This window comes from Streptomyces sp. NPDC047042, from assembly GCF_040644035.1.
Taxonomy (GTDB): domain Bacteria; phylum Actinomycetota; class Actinomycetes; order Streptomycetales; family Streptomycetaceae; genus Streptomyces.
In genome coordinates this window covers 283478-302462 of record NZ_JBEYVP010000004.1, presented here as the reverse complement: position 1 = coordinate 302462, position 18985 = coordinate 283478, and the positions used below count along the sequence as shown (strand labels likewise).

Sequence of the window (18985 nt, the reverse complement as noted above, 5' to 3'; positions counted from 1 at the left end):
CGGCGGCTCAGGGGCGCATCAGCAGCTGGAAGTCGAAGGCGTACCGCGACGCCCGGTAGATGTGGGTGCCGTACTCCACGGCCCGGCCGGTGTCGTCGTACGCCGTCCGCTGCATCGTGAGCAGGGCGGCGCCCTCCGGCTCCTCCAGGCGTTTCGCCTCCGCCGCCGTGGCCGAGCGGGCGCCGACGGTCTGGCGGGCGCTGTGCAGGTTGATCCCCGCGCTGCGCAGCATCCGGTACAGACCCGTCGACTCCAGCCGGCCGGCGTCGAGTTCGAGCAGCCCCGAGGGCAGGTAGTTGCACAGGAACGCCACCGGCTCGCCGTGCGTGCAGCGCAGCCGCTCCAGTACGACGACCTCGGCGCCCTCCTTCACCCCGAGGGCGGCGGCGACCTCGGCGGACGCAGGCTGCCCCTCGTTGCGCAGCACGTCGGTGGTGGGCCCCTGCCCGGCGGCCTCCAGGTCGTCGTACAGGCTGCTCAGTTCGAGCGGGCGCTTGACCTGGCTGTGCACCACCTGTGTCCCGACACCCCGTCTGCGCACCAGCAGGCCCTTGTCGACCAGGGACTGGATCGCCTGGCGGACCGTGGGCCTGGACAGGCCGAGGCGGACCGACAGATCGATCTCGTTGCCCAGGAGATTGCCGGGTGCCAGCACCCCGTGCTCGATCGCCGCCTCCAGCTGTTGGGCCAGCTGGTAGTAGAGCGGGACCGGGCTGGAGCGGTCCAGCGTGAAGTCCAGGGTGTCGAGCGGGGAGCCGGACACCGCACGGGCACGATCACCGGGTGTCGCCACGGGGGCACCTCCCTTCGGATGATGACGTCGCGTCAGAAATGGCTGGGGGGAACGGAGTTGACCTGCCCTCCACCTCCGGGTCAGAGGTGCCGGCGGCGGTCGGCGACCTGACGCTCGTACTCCTCACGGGCCCGTACGGCGGACTCGCGGGCGGCGGTCTCGGCGACCGGTACGTCCCACCAGGCCTCCGCCGGGGGAGCGGTCGGCGTCGGGTCGGTCTCGACGTACACGCAGGTCGGCCGGTCCGAGGCACGCGCCGTCGCCAGGGCCGTGCGCAGCTCGCCCACGGTCTTGGCGCGCAGCACGTCCATGCCGAGGCTGGCCGCGTTCGCCGCGAGGTCGACCGGCAGCGGGTCGCCGGTGAAGGTGCCGTCGGCGGCCCGGTAGCGGTAGGGGGTGCCGAAGCGCTCCCCGCCGACCGACTCGGACAGGCCCCCGATGGAGGCGTACCCGTGGTTCTGGATGAGGACCAGGTTGACCGGCAGACCCTCCTGGACGGCGGTGACGATCTCGGTCGGCATCATCAGATAGGTGCCGTCCCCGACCAGCGACCAGACCGGGGTGTCCGGAGCGGCCTGCTGGACGCCGATCCCGGCGGGGATCTCGTAGCCCATGCAGGAGTAGCCGTACTCCAGGTGGTACTGGCGGGGGCTGCGGGCCCGCCACAGCTTGTGCAGGTCACCGGGGAGCGAACCGGCCGCGTTGATGATCACGTCGTCGTCGCCGACGACCGAGTCCAGGGCGCCCAGCAGCTGCGTCTGGGTCGGCACGGCGGAGTCGTCGGCAGCTGTGAAAGCGGCGTCGACGACCTGCTCCCAGCGTGCCTTGCCGACGCCGTACTCGGCCTCGTAAACCGAGTTCACACGGTGACCGGTCAACGCCTCCGTCAACGCCGTCAGGCCGGCGCGGGCGTCGCACACGAGGGTGCGTGCCGCCAGCTTGTGGGCGTCGAACGCGGCGATGTTGAGGTTGAGGAACCGCACGCCGGGGTTCTGGAACAGCGTGTTCGAGGCGGTCGTGAAGTCGGTGTAGCGCGTGCCGACGCCGATCACCAGATCGGCGGTACGGGCCAGGTCGTCGCTGACGGCCGTACCGGTGTGGCCGATCCCGCCCAGGTCGGCGGGGTGGTCGTGGCGCAGGGAGCCCTTGCCGGCCTGGGTGGACGCCACGGGGATGCCGGTGGCGTCCACGAGCGCCTTCAGCGCCTCCTCGGCCTCGCTGTGGTGGATCCCGCCGCCCGCGACGATCAGCGGGCGCTCGGCCGCCCGGATGGCCGAGACCGCCTCGGCCAGCTCGTAGGGGTCGGGCGCGGGACGCCGGACGTGCCAGACGCGCTCGGCGAAGAACTCCTCCGGCCAGTCGTACGCCTCCGCCTGCACGTCCTGCGGCAGCGCGAGCGTCACGGCACCGGTCTCCACCGGGTCCGTGAGGACGCGTACGGCGTTCAGCGCGGACGGGATCAGCGCCTCGGGGCGCGTCACCCGGTCGAAGTAGCGCGAGACCGGGCGCAGGGTGTCGTTGACCGACAGGTCGGCCTCGACCGGGTGCTCCAGCTGCTGGAGCAGCGGGTCGGCGCTGCGCGTGGCGAAGTAGTCGCCGGGGAGGAGCAGCACCGGGAGGCGGTTGATCGTCGCGAGGGCCGCGCCCGTGACGAGGTTGGTGGCGCCCGGGCCGATGGACGTGGTCACGGCCTGGGTGGAGAGCCGGTTCAGCTGGCGTGCGTAACCGACGGCCGCGTGGACCATCGCCTGCTCGTTGCGGCCCTGGTGGAACGGCATCGCGTCCTCACCGGCCTCAAGGAGCGCCTGACCGAGGCCCGCCACATTGCCGTGGCCGAAGATGCCCCAGGTGCCTGCGATCAGCCGGTGGCGGACACCGTCGCGCTCCGTGTACTGGACGGACAGGAACCGCACCAGCGCCTGGGCGACGGTCAGACGGCGGACAGGGGTGGTGCTCATCAGGACTTCTCCGGGGCCGTGTAGAGGGGCAGACGGGGGTCGACGGGCTGCTCGGGCCAGGTGGAGCGGACCCATGCGTGATCGGGGTGGTCGCAGATCAGCCAGGCGCGGTCGTCCTCGGGGCCCGCCATGACGTTCAGGTAGTACATGTGGTGGCCGGGCACGGCCATCGAGGGCCCGTGCCAGCCGTCGGGGATGAGGACGACGTCGCCGTCCCGCACCTCGGCCAGCACGTCCGTGTTCCGGCCCTGGCCGGACGGGGACACCCGCTGGTAGCCGAGGCCGGGCGTGCCCTCGTGGTCGGCGAACTCGAAGTAGTAGATCTCCTCGAGGACGGACTCCTCGCCGGGCCGGTGCTCGTCGTGCTTGTGCGGCGGGAAGGACGACCAGTTCCCGCCGGGGGTGATCACCTCGACGGCGATCAGCTTGTCGCACTCGAAGACGCCGGCCGCGCCGAAGTTGTTGACCTGCCGGGAGGAGTTCCCGGTGCCGCGCAGCTCCACGGGGACGGAGGAGGCGGGCCCGTAGCGGGCGGGCAGCCGGCGGGTGCAGCGGGCACCGGTGAGCGCGAAGCGCCCGCCCGCGGCCGAGGTGATGGTCGTACCGGCGTCACGTGGCACGTACACGAAGTCGCTGACGCCGCTGAACACGCTGTCGCGGCCCTGCACCTCGAAGGTGGAGCGGCCGAAGTCGTCCGTCGTCTCGACCGTGCAGGCGCCGCTCAGGGACAGTACGATCCACTCGCTGTCGCCGCTGGAGAGCGTGTGCGAGCCGCCCGGTGGCAGTTCCAGCACCCGGAGGCTGGAGTAGCCCCAGCCGGCCTTCTCGGGGTTGACGTCGACGACGTACGAGCCGCCTAGGGCCTTGCCTGCCGGGAGGTGGTAGGCGGTGGTCATGGTCTGTCACTCCTGTTCACAGCGGGTCCCGTGTCGACCCTGTTCACGGCGGACGCCGGTGGCGATCTCGTCCTGGTCGAGCGCGGGCCGCCGGGCCGGACGGGCCGCCGCTACAGCCGCGTCGGCAGTGGACCCGCCGAGAAATTTCCCGAACATCTGCACTAGGGTCAGCGGTGCGCCGGACCGCAGCGGAAAGAGATCAACTCCGCTGCGGCCCTTGGTGACCTGGTCGAAGGGCGGGGCTGACTCGGTCATGCGATGCTCCTTCGAGCTGCGGAGGATGCGGGTCCCGAGGGGCCTGTCGTCCCCCAAGGTGTAGGACTCGAAGGGTGACGCTGTCAAGGGTTTGTTCTTACATTCTGACCTGCTCGTGAAATGATGTCTTAACAAAGTATTGACAGCGGACAGTTCCAAGGAATTGGATTCGGTCCCAACACGACTTGCCGTGTTCGCGGCACACGGCCCGGACCTCCGGGACCCGGGCCCGGGATCATCCTGATCCCCACCCTCTCCCCGGTCGCACAGTGAGGTGCAGGAAAGATGGACCGCTCTTCTCGCTCCCGCAGGATCGCTCCCGTCGTCGCCGCTGCCGCGGTGACGGCCATGGTCCTCGCGGGTTGCTCCAGCAGTTCCGGCGGCAAGAAGTCCGAGGACAACGGCGCGGACGCCTCGGCGGGCAAGGCCACCACTCCTCGGATGACCGTCGCCCTGGTCACCCACCAGGCGCCCGGCGACACCTTCTGGGACATCGTCCGCAAGGGTGCGCAGGCCGCCGCGGACAAGGACAACATCAAGCTCGTCTACTCGGCCGACCCGAACGCGGGTCAGCAGGCCACCCTGGTGCAGAACGCGATCGACCAGAAGGTCGACGGCATCGCCATCACCCTGGCGAAGCCCGACGCCATGAAGGACGTCGTCGCCAAGGCGACGGCGGCCGGCATCCCGGTAGTCGGCCTCAACTCCGGCCTGAGCGACTGGAAGAAGCTCGGCCTCCAGCAGTTCTTCGGCCAGGACGAGACCGTCGCGGGCGAGGCGTTCGGCAAGAAGCTGAACGAGCTCGGCTCCAAGAAGGCCGTCTGTGTGATCCAGGAGCAGGGCAACGTCGGCCTCACCCAGCGCTGTGACGGTGTGAAGAAGACGTTCACCGGCACGCTGGAGACCCTCAACGTCAACGGCACCGACATGCCGTCCGTGAAGTCGACGATCACGGCAAAGCTCAACCAGGACAAGGCCATTGACTACGTGGTCGCGCTCGGCGCCCCCTACGCGCTGACCGCGGTGCAGTCGGTCGGTGACGCGGGCAGCAAGGCGAAGGTCGCCACGTTCGACCTCAACAAGGAGCTGACCGACGCCATCTCGAAGGGCGACATTCAGTTCGCCGTCGACCAGCAGCCCTACCTCCAGGGCTACTTGGCCGTCGACTCGATGTGGCTCTTCAAGAACAACGGCAACTACAGCGGTGGCGGTGAGCAGCCCGTGCTGACCGGCCCGGCGTTCGTCGACAAGTCCAACGTCGAGCAGATCGCCGCGTTCGCCGCGAAGGGCACTCGGTGATGTCGATGAGTCAGACAACGGCTCCGGCGGCGAGTTCCTCGCCGCCGGCTCCGCCGGTCACTCAGAAGGACGGCCGTACCAAGCAGCGGTCGCTGGGGCGCAGGCTGCTCGGCCGCCCCGAGGTCGGCGCCCTCATCGCGGCGGTCCTCGTCTACCTGTTCTTCTTCGCGGCGGCGCCTTCCTTCCGGGAGACCAGCGCGCTCGCGACGGTGCTCTACCAGGCGTCCGTGATGGGCATCATGGCGCTGCCGGTGGCTCTGCTGATGATCGGCGGCGAGTTCGACCTGTCCGCCGGTGTCGCGGTCACCACCTCCGCCCTGACCGCCGCGATCCTCAGCTTCCAGCTGTCGATGAACGTGTGGACGGGCGTGTTCGTCGCGCTGATCGTGTCGCTGGCCGTGGGCGCGTTCAACGGCTGGCTGCTGATCAAGACCGGGCTGCCCAGCTTCCTGGTCACCCTGGGCTCGTTCCTCATCCTGCAGGGCGCCAACCTCGCCGTCACGAAGATCTTCACCGGCAACGTGGCCTCCGACTCGATCGCCGACATGGACGGCTTCGACCAGGCCAAGAGCGTCTTCGCGTCCGAGTTCAAGATCGGCGACGTCAACTTCAAGATCACGATCGTGTACTGGCTGGTGTTCGCCGCGATCGCCACCTGGATCCTGCTGCGCACCAAGTTCGGCAACTGGATCTTCGCGGTCGGCGGCAGCCAGGACAGTGCCCGCGCCGTCGGTGTCCCGGTGAAGTTCACGAAGATCGCCCTGTTCATGGGCGTCGGCGCGTGCGCCTGGTTCGTCGGCATGCACCTGCTGTTCTCGTTCAACACGGTGCAGTCCGGTGAGGGCGTCGGCAACGAGTTCCTCTACATCATCGCCGCGGTCATCGGCGGCTGCCTGCTCACCGGCGGCTACGGCTCGGCCATCGGCTCGGTCATCGGCGCCTTCATCTTCGGCATGGTCTCCCAGGGCATCGTCTACGCCAACTGGAACCCGGACTGGTTCAAGGCGTTCCTCGGCGTGATGCTCCTGCTTGCCGCCCTCGTCAATCTGTGGGTCCGCCGCCAGGCGACCCGGAGGTGAACTGATGACAACCAACGAAACCACCTCCCCCAACGGCACGCTCACCATGGACAGTTCGCCCAAGGACGGCGCGCCGATCGTCGAACTCCGGGCCACCGGCAAGGCCTACGGCAACGTCCGCGCCCTGCACGGGGTGAACCTCGCGGTCAACGCCGGCCAGGTCACCTGCGTCCTGGGCGACAACGGCGCCGGCAAGTCCACCCTGATCAAAATCATCTCCGGGCTCCACCAGCACACCGAGGGCGAACTCCTCATCGACGGCAACCCCGTCCACTTCGCCACTCCCCGTGAGGCCCTGGACGCCGGCATCGCCACCGTCTACCAGGACCTGGCGACCGTCCCGCTGATGCCGGTGTGGCGCAACTTCTTCCTCGGCTCCGAGATGACCAAGGGCCCCTGGCCGATCCGTCGTCTCGACATCGAGAAGATGAAGCAGACCGCGGACACCGAACTGCGCAACATGGGCATCGTCCTGGACGACCTCGACCAGCCCATCGGCACCCTCTCCGGCGGCCAGCGCCAGTCCGTGGCCATCGCCCGAGCCGTCTACTTCGGCGCCCGCGTCCTCATCCTGGACGAGCCCACCGCCGCGCTCGGCGTCAAGCAGTCCGGTGTCGTGCTGAAGTACATCGCCGCCGCCCGCGACAAGGGCCTGGGCGTCATCTTCATCACCCACAACCCGCACCACGCCTACATGGTCGGCGACCACTTCAGCGTCCTGCGGCTGGGCACCATGGAACTCTCCGCCGCCCGCAGCGACGTCACCCTCGAAGAGCTCACCAACCACATGGCCGGTGGGGCCGAACTCGCGGCTCTCAAGCACGAGTTGGCGCAGGTGCGGGGGGTCGACGTCGAGGAGCTCCCCGAGGTCGAGGATCTCAAGGCGCCTGTTGCCTCTGCCAACGGCTCCAAGGACTCCCCGGACTCCGCGGAGGAGAAGTCGGCGTGACGGCGCCGCCGGTCGACCGAGTCCGGGTCGGCTCGGTGCCGGGTTCCGAAGTGCGGGTCGGTGGGGGCTGGTCGCGCAGTTCCCCGCGCCCCTAGGCCGGTCCAGCCCACCGTCTGTCGAAGGGGGACCGCTACTCCATGGAAAACCGTGACGTGCTCGGCGTAGCCGTGATCGGGACCGGCAAGATGGGTGCTGATCATGTTCGGCGGATTCAGCAAGTCACCAGTGGTGCCCGGGTGGTCGCCGTCGTGGACGTCGATCGGGAGCGCGCCGAACTGGTCGCCGGCCGGGTCGACGGCTGTACGGCGTACACCGACCCCGTCGCCGCCATGGCATCCACCGATGTCGACGCCGTGCTCATCGCCTCGCCCGGGGCCGCTCACGAGGCGGCCCTGCTCGCGGCGTTCTCCCGTGACCTGCCCGTGCTGTGCGAGAAGCCGCTCACGCCCGACGCGGCTTCCGCGCTGCGGGTGCTGGAGGCCGAGCGGCGGCTGGGGCGGCGCCGGGTCCAGGTCGGCTTCATGCGGCGGTACGACGCCGAATACCTGAAGCTCAAGTCGCTGCTCGACACAGGGCAGTTGGGCCGGCCGCTCATGCTGCACAACCGGCACCGCAATCTGGCCTCCCCGCCCTGGTGGACCAGCGCGATGCACATCAACGACTCCGTGGTGCACGAAATGGACGTGACCCGGTGGCTCCTCGGACAGGAGATCACCGCGGTCACCGTGCTGTTTCCGAGGCCGTCCGGGAACGCTCCGGAGGGCCTTCAGGATCCGCAGTTCGTCGTGATGGAGACCGACGGCGGCGCGCTCGTCGACGTCGAGATCAACGTCAACTGCGGCTTCGGGTACCAGGTGCAGGCCGAGGTGGTCTGCGAGCGCGGGACCGCGCGGATCGGCGACGGCCAGGACATGGTCGTCAGCACGGCCGGCCGCTGGGGCGGGACCATCGCCCAGGACTTCATCGAGCGGTTCGAGGACGCGTACGACCGTGAGGTCCAGGCATGGGTCGACGCCACCCGGCGCGGCGAGGTCACCGGGCCGAGCGTCTGGGACGGCTACGCGGTGGCCGCGGTCTGCGAGGCCGGCGTACGCGCACAGCGCGAGGGCCGGCGGGTCGAGGCGGAACTCGTCGAAAAGCCCGCGCTGTACGACTGACAGCGCGGGCTTTCGTGCGATCCGGCCTGGTCAGACCGTGCGTACCTCCTCGATGCGCACCGGGCGGTGCTCCTGGAGCGACAGCGTGCACGCGTCCGCGATCCAGCCGGCCTCCAGCGCCTCGGCGACCGTGCAGGGGGACGTACGGTTGCCCGCGACGACCTCCGTGAACTCCGTCAGCTCGGCGCGGTAGGCGGGGATGAAGCGGTCCATGAAGAAGTCGTGCGGGACGCCCGCCGGGAAGGTCACGCCCGGCTCCACGGAGCGCAGCGGGAGCTTGTCCTCCAGGCCCACCGCGATGCTGTCCTGGAAGCCGTGGATCTCCATGCGGACGTCGTAACCCCGGGCGTTGTGACGGGAGTTGGAGACGACGGCGATCGTGCCGTCGTCCAGGGTGAGGATCGCGCCGGTGGTGTCGGCGTCGCCCGCCTCCTTGATGTAGTCGGCGCCGTTGTTGGAGCCCACCGCGTACACCTCGACGACCTCGCGGCCCGTCACCCAGCGGATGATGTCGAAGTCGTGCACCGAACAGTCCCGGAAGATGCCACCGGAGGAGGCGATGTACGCGGCCGGCGGCGGCGCCGGGTCCAGCGTGGTCGACCGGACGGTGTGCAGCCGGCCCAGCTCACCGCTCTGCACGGCGGCGCGCGCGGCGACGAAGCCCGCGTCGAAGCGGCGGTTGTAGCCGATCTGGATCTCGACGCCGCTGTCCTTGACGGCGTTGAGCACCGCGACGCCCTCGGCCATCGTGCGGGCCACCGGCTTCTCGCAGAACACCGGGACACCCGCCTCGACGGCGGCGAGGATCAGGGCCGGGTGGGCGTCGGTCGCGGCGGCGACTACGATGCCGTCGACACCGGAGGCCAGCAGAGCCTCGGGGGAGTCCGCCACCTGGGCGCCGAAGCGCTCCGCGGCGGTCTTGGCGGCGTCCCCGAACGGGTCGCTGAAGACGAGGGAGTCGACGGCGTCGAGACCGGAGAGGGTCTCGGCGTGGAAGGCGCCGATGCGGCCGAGGCCGAGGATTCCGATGCGCATGGGCTGTACTGCTCCTTGGGTGTGGTGCGGGTGTCTTGCGGGTGGAGGAGAGGCGCGGGGGCGTTACAGAGGGGTCAGTCCAGGCCGCCCAGGACGTTCTGGTCCCAGTCGATCACCGAACCGGTGACCACGCCCGACCGGTCGGACAGCAGGAGGACCACGAAGTCCGCGATCTCGTCCGGCTGGCCCAGCTTGCCCATCGGCAGGCGTTCTGCGGCCTGGTCGAGCCAGTCGTCGCCCGCGCCGTGGAAGGCCCGCTGGGTGGCGTCCTCGCCCTCCGTGGCGGTCCAGCCGATGTTCAGGCCGTTGATCCGGACCCGGTCCCAGCGGTGCGCGTGCGCCGCGTTGCGGGTCAGACCGATGAGACCGGCCTTCGCGGCGACGTACGGGGCCAGGAAGGACTGCCCGCCGTGGGCCGACGACGTGATGATGTTGACGACCGTGCCGGGCGCCTTGCGGCCCACCATGTCGGCGACCGCCGCCTGCATGGCGAAGAACGGGGCCTTGAGGTTGATCGCGATGTGCGCGTCGAACAGCTCGGGCGTGGTGTCGAGCAGCGTGCCGCGCGAGGTCAGGCCCGCCGAGTTGACCAGGCAGTCGATCCGCCCGTGGGCGGCGACGACCTCGGCGACGGACGCCTTCGCCTGCTCGGCGTCGGAGAGGTCGGCGCGTACGTACATGGCCTTGCCGCCCGCCGCCGTCAGCTCCGCGACCAGCGCCTCGCCCGGTTCCGGGCGCCGCCCCGACACCGCGACGACGGCGCCCTCGCGGACGGCGGCCCGGGCGATGGCCGCGCCGACGCCCTGGCTGCCGCCGTTGACGAGGACGACCTTGTCCTGAAGAAGTCCCATGGTGTTCCGTTCCTCAGCTCATCTGTCGTTCGGCGGCGCTCCGCAGTGCGTCGCGCAGCGCCTCCGGGGTCCACTCCTCGCGCAGCGCACGCCGTACGAGGTCCGCCTGGGAGGGCGGGGCCAGTCCGTCGACCGGCGGATCCCGGTCGAGGTTGGTGGGAAAGGGGTAGCCCTCGGCGGAGGCGGCGACGACCGCCTCGAGCCAGGCGTCACTCGCTCCCTCCGCCTTGCGGGCGAGCAGGACGGGGTAGACCGCGTTCACGATCGCCTCCCGGTCCACCGTCTCCATGGCCCGCCCGAACGCGGAGGACACCTGGAGAAGGTTCGCCGTCCGGCGGATGTCCGCGGAGCGGTTGGTGCCGGCCGCGTGGAAGAGGGCCGGGTTGAAGAACACCGCGTCACCCTTGGCCAGCGCCAGCTGCACATGGTGGGCGTCGAAGTACGCCGTGAACTCCGGGAGCCGCCAGGCCAGATAGCCGGGCTCGTACGAGTGCGAGTACGGGAGATACAGCGTCGGCCCCGACTCCACGGGCATGTCGCAGTGGGCGACCGCGCCCTGCAGGGTGAGCGCGGGGGACAGCCGGTGGACGTGCGCCGGGTAGGCGGCCGCCGTCTCGTTGGACAGGAAGCCGAGGTGGTAGTCGCGGTGCGGGCTCTGCGCGGCGCCGCCGGGGTTGACGACGTTGATCTGCGAGGTGACCTGGTAGCCGGGGCCGAGCCAGGCGGTCGAGACGAGGGCGATCATGTCGTTGGCGTAGTAGTCGGCGAACGCCTCCGGATCACGCAGGGCCGTCTTCTGCAGGGCGTTCCACACCCGGTCGTTGGCCCCAGGCTTGGCGAAGTGGTCGCCCGCGACGGTCCCGGCGGCCCGCTGGCCGGCGATGAGCGCCTCGAAGGCGGCACTCGCCCGGTCCACGACCGACGGATCGGTGAAGGCCCGCTCCAGGACCACCACGCCGGGTCCGTCGGTGAGCGCCCGGACCAGCTCCGCCAGGACCTCCCGGCGGCCTCCGGGCGCGGCGACGGCGGTACGCAGCAGCTCACTGTCGTAGACGAGGACGTTCTCGCGGACGCCGGCCGCGTACGGGTAGTCGGCGGCGTCGGTCGTCCGTTCGACCTCGGCGCGGAAGACATCGAGATCGCAGTCCTGTTCGGACAGCCACGCGGGGTGCTGTGCGGCGGTGAGGGACATCGTCGTCCTTCTCTCGCTTCTCTCGACTGTCGTTGTCGCTGTCATTGTTGTCATGACAAACTCGTCAAACAACCAGCAGGCGGCCATCAAAAACCCCTCAAGCCGAAGCCGAGGAACCATCCCATGGGCCACCCCTATCCGATCCGGGAGATCGCCCGTCAGGCAGGCCTCAGCGAGGCCACCGTCGACCGTGTCCTGAACGGCCGGGGAGGCGTGCGCGAGAGCACCCAGCGTGAGGTACGGCAGGCCATCGCGGACCTGGACCGCCAGCGCACCCAGGTCAGGCTGGTCGGCCGTACGTTCATGATCGACATCGTGATGCAGGCGCCCGAGCGGTTCACCACCGCTGTCAGGGCCGCCCTGGAGGCCGAACTGCCCGCCCTCCACCCGGCCGTCGTACGCTCCCGCTTCCACTTCCGCGAGACCGGCCCGGTGGCCGAGCTGGCGGCGACCCTCGACCGCATCGCCCGGCGCGGCTCACAGGGCGTCATCGTCAAGGCGCCGGACGTACCCGAGATAACGGCCGCCGTCGGACGCCTGGTGGCCGCCGGCGTCCCCGTCGTCACCCTGGTGACCGACCTGCCCTCCAGCGCCCGCCTCGCCTACGTCGGCATCGACAACCGCGCCGCCGGAGCGACCGCCGCCTACCTCATGGGCCAGTGGCTCGGCGACCGCCCCGGCAACGTCCTCACCAGCCTGAGCAGCGGCTTCTTCCGCAACGAGGAGGAACGCGAGATGGGTTTCCGGGGCGCGATGCGGGCCCGCCACCCCGAGCGCGCCCTCGTCGAGATCACCGAGGGCCAGGGCCTGGACGCCACCCAGTACGACCTGGTCCGCGACGCCCTGAAGCGCGACCCCGACATCCGGGCGGTCTACTCGATCGGCGGCGGCAACATCGCGACGCTACGGGCCTTCGAGGACCTGGGTCGCGAGTGCGCGGTGTTCGTCGCCCACGACCTCGACCACGACAACACCCGCCTGCTGAGCGAACACCGCCTGTCCTGCGTCCTCCACCACGACCTCCGCCAGGACATGCACGAGGCCTGCCGCACAATAATGCGCTCCCACGACGCCCTCCCCCCGGCGGGCCCGACACTCCCGTCCCCAATCCAGGTGGTGACGCCATACAACATGCCCCCACGCTGAGGGGGGCATCGGGCGGAGCAGGAAAACTCGGGGCGCGCCAAGCGCCCCGACAGGGGCGCGGGGAACTGCGCGAAAAGCCCCCACGGCCCCGCACCCAACAAACCAGGCGCATCGATAGGGGCGCGGGGAACTGCGCGAAAAGCCCCCACGGCCCCGCACCCAACAAACCGGGCGCATCGAATCGATAGGGGCGCGGGGAACTGCGCGAAAGAGCCCCACGGCCCCGCACCCAACAAACCGAGCCCTACCCCAATCTCACCCACGCCCCCGACTCCACAGACCTCCCCATCGCATCCAACGCCACCGCACTCTGAACGGCATCCACCAACGTAGCCCCGTAAGACACCCCCTCCCCCACCGACCGAACAAACCGCTGAGCCTCAATCACCTTCAGATCGTCGTACCCCATCGCATTCGCCGCCCCCGGCTGAAACGCCCCGAACTCCCCATCCCCCGGCCCCACGAACACCGTACTGACCGCCTGATCCTGGTAAGACGTCCCCGTACTCACACCCAGCTCGTTCATCCGCCGAAAGTCCCAGAACACCGCCCCCTTGGTCCCGTGCACCTCGAAGCCGTAGTTGTTCTGCTCCCCGACCGACACCCGGCACGCCTCCAGGACCCCCCGCGCGCCGGAGGCGAACCGCAGCAGGCAGGAGACGTAGTCCTCGTTCTCCACCGCCCCCAGCTCACCACCCGACGCCCGGGTGTGACCTGCCGTGGCGCCCGTCGGACGGGACCGTTCGGGCACGAAGACGGCCGTGTCGGCGGTGAGCGCGGCGATGTCGCCGAGCAGGAAGCGCGCCAGGTCCACGCCGTGCGACGCGAGGTCGCCCAGCACTCCACTGCCGCCGCGCTCCCGCTCGTACCGCCAGGTCAGCGCACCGTCAGGATGGGCCGCGTAGTCGCTGAACAGGCGGATACGGACATGCGTGACCGTGCCGATCTCGCCGGAGGCGACGATCTGCCGGGCCCGCTCCACGGCAGGCGCGTTGCGGTAGTTGAAGCCGACCGTGCCCTGGACGCCCGCCCCCGCGACCGCGTCGGCCACCGCGCTCGCGTCGGCCGCCGACAGGCCGACCGGCTTCTCGATCCAGATGTGCTTGCCCGCCTCGGCCATCGCGACGCCGATCTCCCGGTGCAGGAAGTTCGGCGCGGTGATGCTCACCGCCTGAACGCGCGGATCCTTGACGATGTCACGCCAGTCACGGGTCGTCGAGGCGAACCCGAACTGCGCGGCGGCCTCCTCGGCCCGCCCGGGCACCTCCTCCGCCACCGCGACCAGTTCAGGGCGCAGCCCCAGCTGGGGAAAGTGGTGCGCCAGGCGGACGTACGCCTGGGTGTGCACCCGTCCCATCCAGCCGAACCCCACGACGGCGACACCGAGCGTACTTGCCATGACAGCCCCTCTTTGGACCGGTCCAGAACATTTCCCCTCACCCTCCGCGCCCGCAGCCTGTGCTGTCAACCCTTTGACAGGACATGGCGGCCTGTGGAACGGTCCAACGCATGAGACCGCCGACCATCCGAGACGTCGCCGAACGAGCCGGTGTGTCGAAGTCCCTGGTCTCCCTGGTGCTCCGCGGCTCCGAGCAGGTACGGCCCGAGAAACGGGACGCCGTCCTGGTCGCCGTACGGGAACTCGGCTACCGGCCCAACGCCGCCGCGCGCAGCCTCAGCGAACAGCGCAGCCGTACCGTCGGTGTCCTCCTCAACGACCTGCGCAACCCCTGGTTCGTCGACCTCCTCGACGGGCTCAACTCCGTCCTGCACGACAACGGCCTGCACATGCTGCTCGCCGACGCCCGCCTCAACCGGCGCAGCGGCCAGGACCTCACCGGCCCCTTCCGCGATCTCGGCGTCGACGGTCTGGTGGTCGTCGGTACCCTGCCCGACCCGGCGCTGCTCGGCACCCTCGCCGAGCGCATCCCGGTCGTCGTCGCGGGCGCCCGCGAGCCCGCGCTGCCCGGCGTCGACATGGTCGCCAACGACGACGAGCACGGCGCCCGCGTCGCCACCGAGTACCTCATCGGGCTCGGGCACCGCCGGATCGCCCACATCGCCGGGTACGGCGCCGTCGGGGAACTGCGCCGGCGCAGCTTCGAGGCGACCATGCGCGCGCACGGTCTGGCGGACGGCGCGCTCGTCGAGGCCGGTGACCTCACCGAGGAGGGCGGCTACCGCAGCACCGTCCGGCTGCTGGGCGATCCCGCCGACCGGCCCACCGCCGTCTTCGCCGTCAACGACATGACGTCCGTCGGTGCCCTCTCCGCCGCCGAGGAGCTGGGGCTGAGCGTGCCCAGGGACCTGTCCGTCATCGGCTACGACAACACGAACATCTCCCGGCTGCGGCACGTCTGGCTGACCACCGTGAACCCCGCCAGTCACGAGATCGGCCGCCGCGCCGCCCGCTGCCTCCTCGAACGACTCGACCGGCCCCGGCAGCCGGGCGGCGTCCATCTCGCCGCCCCGACACTCGAGATCCGGGGGACTACGGCACCACCGACCGAAAGCCCATGAAATTCACCAAGACCCGTGCAGCCCTGCCCAAGCCCGTGCAGCCCTGCCGAAGCCCGTAAAGCCCTGCCCAAGCCCGTGAAGCGTGCTCAGGCCCGGTACTCGCGCAGCTTCCGGTAGAGCGTCGCGCGGGCGATGCCCAGGTCCGCCGCCGTACGTGCCTTGTTGCCGCCGTTGCGGCGCAGGGCCTCCAGAATCGCGGTGCGCTCGGCGTGCTCCATCGGGCTGAGCGGACGCGCGGCGGGCCCTTCCCTCACCGGGTCCGGGAGTTCGGCCCGCCCGACCGGCCCCGCCGCCCGCCGGGTCTCCGCCAACGTCCGTACCAGGTGGGCGAGTTCGGTGAGATTCCCCGGCCACGGATAGCGCTCCAGCGCCCGCAGCGCGTCCAGCGTCCAGGTGAGCGGCGGTGTGCCATCGGCCGGCCGCGGAGCCAGCGCCGCCAGCAACTCGCGGATGTCCTCGGGGCGTTCACGCAAAGCGGGCAGGGTCACCGAGCGGGCGGCCAGTGTGTCCAGGAGCCGCTGGTGACAAGGGCCCGGGGGAGTGCCGGGTGTGTACGTGACGAGCAACCGGACGTCCGGACGCTCGTCCAGGAGCGAGTTCAGCGCGGCGACATCGGACTGGGCGAGCCGCTCGGCGTGCCGCAGCAGAAGCGGCCGGTTGCCCGGCAACTCGCTGCCCCGCAGGCCCAGTTCGGGCGACTCGGCGGCGTCCAGGACCAGGAACTCGGTGCCGCCCAGCAGTTCCCGGGCCAGCGTGGTCTTGCCGGAGCCGCGCTCCCCGGTCAGCAGCAGCGGTTCGCCGCCGCGCGCCAACTCCGTTGCCCGGCCCACCGCGTGGAGCCACGGCACCGAACTCCCGGCCGGCCGCCCCGCCACCGGCCGCGGCAGAGCCCGTACCGGCGTCCGTACCGCCGTCCCCTCCGTGACCGGCTCCAGCACGGCCACGATCCCGAGCAGCCGGCCGCCGTCCTCCTCCCGCACCGGGCTGAACTCGGCGGTACAGCCCGCCCCTTCGGGCAGCGCGAGGTCGTACGAACCGACAGGAGCCGCCGACCGCAGCACCGCCCGCGCGCTTCGCTCCAGCGACTCCAGCACCTGCGGCGACACCAACCGCACCGCCGCCTCACTGACCAGCCGGCTGCGCCCGTCCAGGGCCACCACCGCACGCTCCTGGCCGCCGCCGGGCCCGCCGTCCCGGCCCCGCGCCGCCCGCGCGTACGCGGCCAGCAGGGTCCGCTCGGCCGAGTGGGACCGGGCCAGCAACTCCGCCTCCACCGCGACCACAGCCGCCTCCGCGAGGGCCGCTCCGGGATGCGGGCCCTCGCCGGTGCACAGTTTCGAGGCGACGGTGATCGTGCCGAGGGGCCGGCCGGAGTCCGGCGCGAACACCGGCACACTCACCGCCGACACGTCCTGCCACACGTCGAGAAAATGCTCGGGGCCGTGCACCTCGGCCCGCCGCCGGACGCGCAGGGCAAGCGCCGCGCTGTTGTGCCCGACCTCCCGCTCGGCCAGATCGCGGCGCAACCGGCCCTCGGGCGCGTCGCCCCCCACCCACAGCACCCGCAGCCGTTCGTCGGTGAGCAGCAGCACCGAGTGGCCGCCGAGCGCCGGGGCGAGCCGTTCGAGGACGGGCAGGGCCGCCGCCAGCAGCGCCGATCCGGCGGACCGCCCGTCCAGGGAATCGGCCCGGCGCACGTCGTGCCGTACGCCGAGGAAGCGGGCGCGCCGCCAGGCCGCGACGGTCTCGGCAGGGATGTCGGCGGGCAGCGGACGCCCGGTCAGGAACCGCTGGCGTGCCTGACTGAGCAGGAGGAGGGCGGGGGATTCTTCAGCTGTGGTCATGGCACGACTCACGGTATCGGGCCGCATCCGGAGCCCGTCGTGGAGGTACGGGGATATGGAGGGGGACACAGAGAGGCGCGTGGTGTCTCGTATTGAGACACCCATGGACGGCCGTACCGCTCCACGATCACCCATGGCCGCCTACTGTTCCCGCGCGCGGCATGCCCAGCGTCTGGAGTGCAGCCCATGCCCACCGTTGTCGAGACCGACGTACTGATCGTGGGCAGCGGCCCGGCCGGGGCGTCGGCCGCGCTCGCGCTCAGCACCTACGGTGTGCCCAACATCGTCGTCACCCGGTACGCGAGCCTCGCCGACACGCCCCGCGCGCACATCACCAACCAGCGCACGATGGAGGTCCTGCGCGACCTCGGCGTGGAGGACGACGTGGTCGCCAGGGCCACGCCCCAGCACCTCATGGGCAACACCACCTTCTGCACCAGCCTGGCCGGCGAGGAACTGGGCCGGGTGCGCTCCTGGGGCAACGACCCGCTCGTCCAGGCGGCTCACGAACTGGCCAGCCCCACCCGTATGTGCGACCTCCCGCAGCATCTGATGGAACCCGTCCTCGTCGACGCGGCCGTCGCACGAGGCACCCAACTCCGTTTCCAGACCGAGTATCTGACGCATACTCAGGACGCGTCCGGAGTCACGGCCACCGTCCGCGACCGGCTGCGCGGCGACACGTACGAGATCCGCGCCCGCTATCTGATCGGCGCCGACGGCGGCCGTTCCAAGGTCGCCGAGGACGCCGGGCTGCCCATGGGCGGCCAGATGGGCGTCGCCGGCAGCATCAACATCGTCTTCGACGCCGACCTCACCCGGTACACGGCCCACCGCCCCTCCACCCTCTACTGGGTCCTCGCTCCCGGCGCCACCGTCGGCGGCATCGGCGCGGGCCTCGTCCGCAACGTCCGCCCCTGGAACGAGTGGATGATCGTCTGGGGCTACGACGTGACCGCCGGCGCCCCCGACCTCACCACCGAGTACGCGGAATCCATCGTCCGCAGGCTCGTCGGCGACGACGACATCCCCGTGACCGTCAAGTCGTCCTCGGCCTGGACGGTCAACGAGATGTACGCCGAGACATACGCCAACGGGCGCGTCTTCTGCGCCGGCGACGCCGTCCACCGCCACCCGCCGTCCAACGGCCTCGGCTCGAACACCTCCATCCAGGACGCCTACAACCTCGCCTGGAAGCTGAAACTGGTCCTCGAAGGCGTCGCCGCCCCCACGCTGCTCGACAGCTACACGGCCGAACGCGCCCCCGTCGGCAAGCAGATCGTCACCCGCGCCAACAAGTCCATCGCCGAGACCGCCCCGATCTTCGAGGCCCTCGACGGGCTCTCCCCGCAGACCCCCGAGGAACTCTGGGCCAACATCGCCGCCCGCAAGGACGCCACCGAGGCCGCCGCCGGCCAGCGCGCCCGGCTGCGCGCGGCGATCGCCGCCAAGGTGTACGAGTTCAACGCCCACGGGGTCGACCTCAACCAGCGCTACGAGTCCGCCGCGATCGTCCCCGACGGCACCCCCGTCCCCGGCTTCGCCCGCGACCACGAGCTGCACCACCAGCCCTCCACCCGCCCCGGCGCCAGAATCCCGCACGCCTGGCTCACCTCGGGAACCCGCACCCTGTCCACCCTCGACACCGTGGGCCGGGGCCGCTTCACCCTCCTCACCGGCATCGGCGGCGACGCCTGGGTACGCGCCGCGAAGGCACAGCCCCTCGACATCGCCACGGTCGTCATCGGCCCCGGCCAGGAGTACGAGGACCCGTACGGCGACTGGGCCGGCCTCAGCGAGATCGCCGACGCGGGCGTGCTCCTCGTACGCCCGGACGGGTTCGTCGCCTTCCGACACGCCGAAGCGGCCGAGAACGCCGAACAGTTGCTGACGGACGCCCTGCGACAGATCCTCGGACATGCCTGACCGGACGGGACGAGGAGCACGACATGACCACTGAAGCCGGAGCGAGCGAAGACGGTGCGGGCGAAGGCGGTGCGGGAGAAGGGGG

Annotated in this window: 15 protein-coding genes and 1 pseudogene; 7 read left to right on the top strand and 9 right to left on the bottom strand. The window is 70.7% G+C overall.

Going from position 1 to position 18985, the window contains the following annotated elements:
- Window positions 1-7 precede the first annotated feature (7 nt).
- The 4 genes and pseudogenes from ABZ855_RS06440 to ABZ855_RS06425 form a co-directional block, all read right to left on the bottom strand.
- Window positions 8-793, bottom strand: a complete 786-nt coding sequence (locus tag ABZ855_RS06440; RefSeq protein ID WP_360801835.1) for a GntR family transcriptional regulator — start codon at window positions 791-793, stop codon at window positions 8-10.
- Between the two features lie 80 nt (window positions 794-873).
- Entirely contained in the window at window positions 874-2751 is a 1878-nt protein-coding gene (gene iolD / locus ABZ855_RS06435) for a 3D-(3,5/4)-trihydroxycyclohexane-1,2-dione acylhydrolase (decyclizing) (protein WP_360801832.1), read from the bottom strand.
- On the bottom strand, window positions 2751-3647 hold the full coding sequence (iolB, locus tag ABZ855_RS06430) for a 5-deoxy-glucuronate isomerase (RefSeq protein WP_360801829.1): 897 nt from the start codon (window positions 3645-3647) through the stop codon (window positions 2751-2753). Before iolB ends, iolD begins: the two co-directional genes overlap by 1 nt.
- Window positions 3648-3746: 99 nt before the next feature.
- Window positions 3747-3902: pseudogene (locus ABZ855_RS06425) on the bottom strand (5-dehydro-2-deoxygluconokinase); the annotation flags it as partial.
- Window positions 3903-4187: 285 nt separating this feature from the next.
- On the opposite strand from ABZ855_RS06425, the gene ABZ855_RS06420 reads away from it, so the two are divergent.
- The 4 genes from ABZ855_RS06420 (at window position 4188) to ABZ855_RS06405 (ending at window position 8386) form a co-directional block, all read left to right on the top strand.
- Window positions 4188-5201, top strand: a complete 1014-nt coding sequence (locus ABZ855_RS06420) for a sugar ABC transporter substrate-binding protein (RefSeq protein ID WP_360801826.1) — start codon at window positions 4188-4190, stop codon at window positions 5199-5201.
- Between the two features lie 5 nt (window positions 5202-5206).
- Window positions 5207-6280 carry an ABC transporter permease gene (locus ABZ855_RS06415; protein WP_360801823.1) on the top strand — a complete coding sequence of 358 codons (1074 nt, stop codon included), beginning with the start codon at window positions 5207-5209 and terminating at the stop codon, window positions 6278-6280.
- A gap of 4 nt (window positions 6281-6284) precedes the next feature.
- The gene (locus ABZ855_RS06410) at window positions 6285-7229 is read left to right on the top strand and encodes an ATP-binding cassette domain-containing protein (RefSeq protein ID WP_360801820.1); all 945 of its coding nucleotides are present in this window, start codon (window positions 6285-6287) and stop codon (window positions 7227-7229) included.
- Between the two features lie 137 nt (window positions 7230-7366).
- Window positions 7367-8386 carry a Gfo/Idh/MocA family oxidoreductase gene (locus tag ABZ855_RS06405; protein WP_360801817.1) on the top strand — a complete coding sequence of 340 codons (1020 nt, stop codon included), beginning with the start codon at window positions 7367-7369 and terminating at the stop codon, window positions 8384-8386.
- 30 nt (window positions 8387-8416) lie between these two features.
- Here ABZ855_RS06405 and ABZ855_RS06400 read toward each other — a convergent pair whose 3' ends face one another.
- The 3 genes from ABZ855_RS06400 to ABZ855_RS06390 all read right to left on the bottom strand — a co-directional run bounded on the left by ABZ855_RS06400 (window position 8417) and on the right by ABZ855_RS06390 (window position 11464).
- A complete protein-coding gene (locus tag ABZ855_RS06400; protein WP_360801814.1) occupies window positions 8417-9421 on the bottom strand; it encodes a Gfo/Idh/MocA family oxidoreductase in 1005 nt (334 codons plus the stop codon).
- A gap of 74 nt (window positions 9422-9495) precedes the next feature.
- Window positions 9496-10272 carry an SDR family oxidoreductase gene (locus tag ABZ855_RS06395; protein ID WP_360801811.1) on the bottom strand — a complete coding sequence of 259 codons (777 nt, stop codon included), beginning with the start codon at window positions 10270-10272 and terminating at the stop codon, window positions 9496-9498.
- A gap of 13 nt (window positions 10273-10285) precedes the next feature.
- Entirely contained in the window at window positions 10286-11464 is a 1179-nt protein-coding gene (locus ABZ855_RS06390; protein WP_360801808.1) for a phytanoyl-CoA dioxygenase family protein, read from the bottom strand.
- A 123-nt stretch (window positions 11465-11587) separates the two neighbouring features.
- On the opposite strand from ABZ855_RS06390, the gene ABZ855_RS06385 reads away from it, so the two are divergent.
- Entirely contained in the window at window positions 11588-12610 is a 1023-nt protein-coding gene (locus ABZ855_RS06385) for a LacI family DNA-binding transcriptional regulator (RefSeq protein WP_360801805.1), read from the top strand.
- Between the two features lie 244 nt (window positions 12611-12854).
- On the opposite strand, the gene ABZ855_RS06380 is transcribed toward ABZ855_RS06385, so the two are convergent.
- Window positions 12855-14009 (bottom strand): Gfo/Idh/MocA family oxidoreductase, encoded by a 1155-nt coding sequence (locus ABZ855_RS06380; protein ID WP_360801802.1) that lies wholly within the window; start codon window positions 14007-14009, stop codon window positions 12855-12857.
- Between the two features lie 110 nt (window positions 14010-14119).
- On the opposite strand from ABZ855_RS06380, the gene ABZ855_RS06375 reads away from it, so the two are divergent.
- On the top strand, window positions 14120-15130 hold the full coding sequence (locus ABZ855_RS06375) for a LacI family DNA-binding transcriptional regulator (protein ID WP_360801799.1): 1011 nt from the start codon (window positions 14120-14122) through the stop codon (window positions 15128-15130).
- Between the two features lie 86 nt (window positions 15131-15216).
- Here ABZ855_RS06375 and ABZ855_RS06370 read toward each other — a convergent pair whose 3' ends face one another.
- The gene (locus tag ABZ855_RS06370) at window positions 15217-16974 is read right to left on the bottom strand and encodes a helix-turn-helix domain-containing protein (protein ID WP_360801796.1); all 1758 of its coding nucleotides are present in this window, start codon (window positions 16972-16974) and stop codon (window positions 15217-15219) included.
- A gap of 186 nt (window positions 16975-17160) precedes the next feature.
- Between ABZ855_RS06370 and ABZ855_RS06365 the strand changes: the two genes are divergently transcribed.
- Window positions 17161-18900: an FAD-dependent monooxygenase gene (locus ABZ855_RS06365; protein ID WP_360801793.1), complete on the top strand. Its 1740-nt coding sequence runs from the start codon at window positions 17161-17163 to the stop codon at window positions 18898-18900.
- The last annotated feature ends 85 nt before the right edge of the window (window positions 18901-18985 follow it).

Bases quoted from the DNA above. Each gene is read 5' to 3' on its own strand.
- ABZ855_RS06375 (WP_360801799.1), top strand. From the start codon at position 14,120: ATGAGACCGCCGACCATCCGAGACGTCGCCGAACGAGCCGGTGTGTCG.
- ABZ855_RS06385 (WP_360801805.1), top strand. From the start codon at position 11,588: ATGGGCCACCCCTATCCGATCCGGGAGATCGCCCGTCAGGCAGGCCTC.
- ABZ855_RS06365 (WP_360801793.1), top strand. From the start codon at position 17,161: ATGCCCACCGTTGTCGAGACCGACGTACTGATCGTGGGCAGCGGCCCG.
- ABZ855_RS06390 (WP_360801808.1), bottom strand. From the start codon at position 11,464: ATGTCCCTCACCGCCGCACAGCACCCCGCGTGGCTGTCCGAACAGGAC.
- ABZ855_RS06410 (WP_360801820.1), top strand. From the start codon at position 6,285: ATGACAACCAACGAAACCACCTCCCCCAACGGCACGCTCACCATGGAC.
- ABZ855_RS06380 (WP_360801802.1), bottom strand. From the start codon at position 14,009: ATGGCAAGTACGCTCGGTGTCGCCGTCGTGGGGTTCGGCTGGATGGGA.
- ABZ855_RS06400 (WP_360801814.1), bottom strand. From the start codon at position 9,421: ATGCGCATCGGAATCCTCGGCCTCGGCCGCATCGGCGCCTTCCACGCC.
- ABZ855_RS06415 (WP_360801823.1), top strand. From the start codon at position 5,207: ATGAGTCAGACAACGGCTCCGGCGGCGAGTTCCTCGCCGCCGGCTCCG.
- iolB (WP_360801829.1), bottom strand. From the start codon at position 3,647: ATGACCACCGCCTACCACCTCCCGGCAGGCAAGGCCCTAGGCGGCTCG.
- ABZ855_RS06370 (WP_360801796.1), bottom strand. From the start codon at position 16,974: ATGACCACAGCTGAAGAATCCCCCGCCCTCCTCCTGCTCAGTCAGGCA.
- ABZ855_RS06405 (WP_360801817.1), top strand. From the start codon at position 7,367: ATGGAAAACCGTGACGTGCTCGGCGTAGCCGTGATCGGGACCGGCAAG.
- ABZ855_RS06395 (WP_360801811.1), bottom strand. From the start codon at position 10,272: ATGGGACTTCTTCAGGACAAGGTCGTCCTCGTCAACGGCGGCAGCCAG.
- ABZ855_RS06420 (WP_360801826.1), top strand. From the start codon at position 4,188: ATGGACCGCTCTTCTCGCTCCCGCAGGATCGCTCCCGTCGTCGCCGCT.
- iolD (WP_360801832.1), bottom strand. From the start codon at position 2,751: ATGAGCACCACCCCTGTCCGCCGTCTGACCGTCGCCCAGGCGCTGGTG.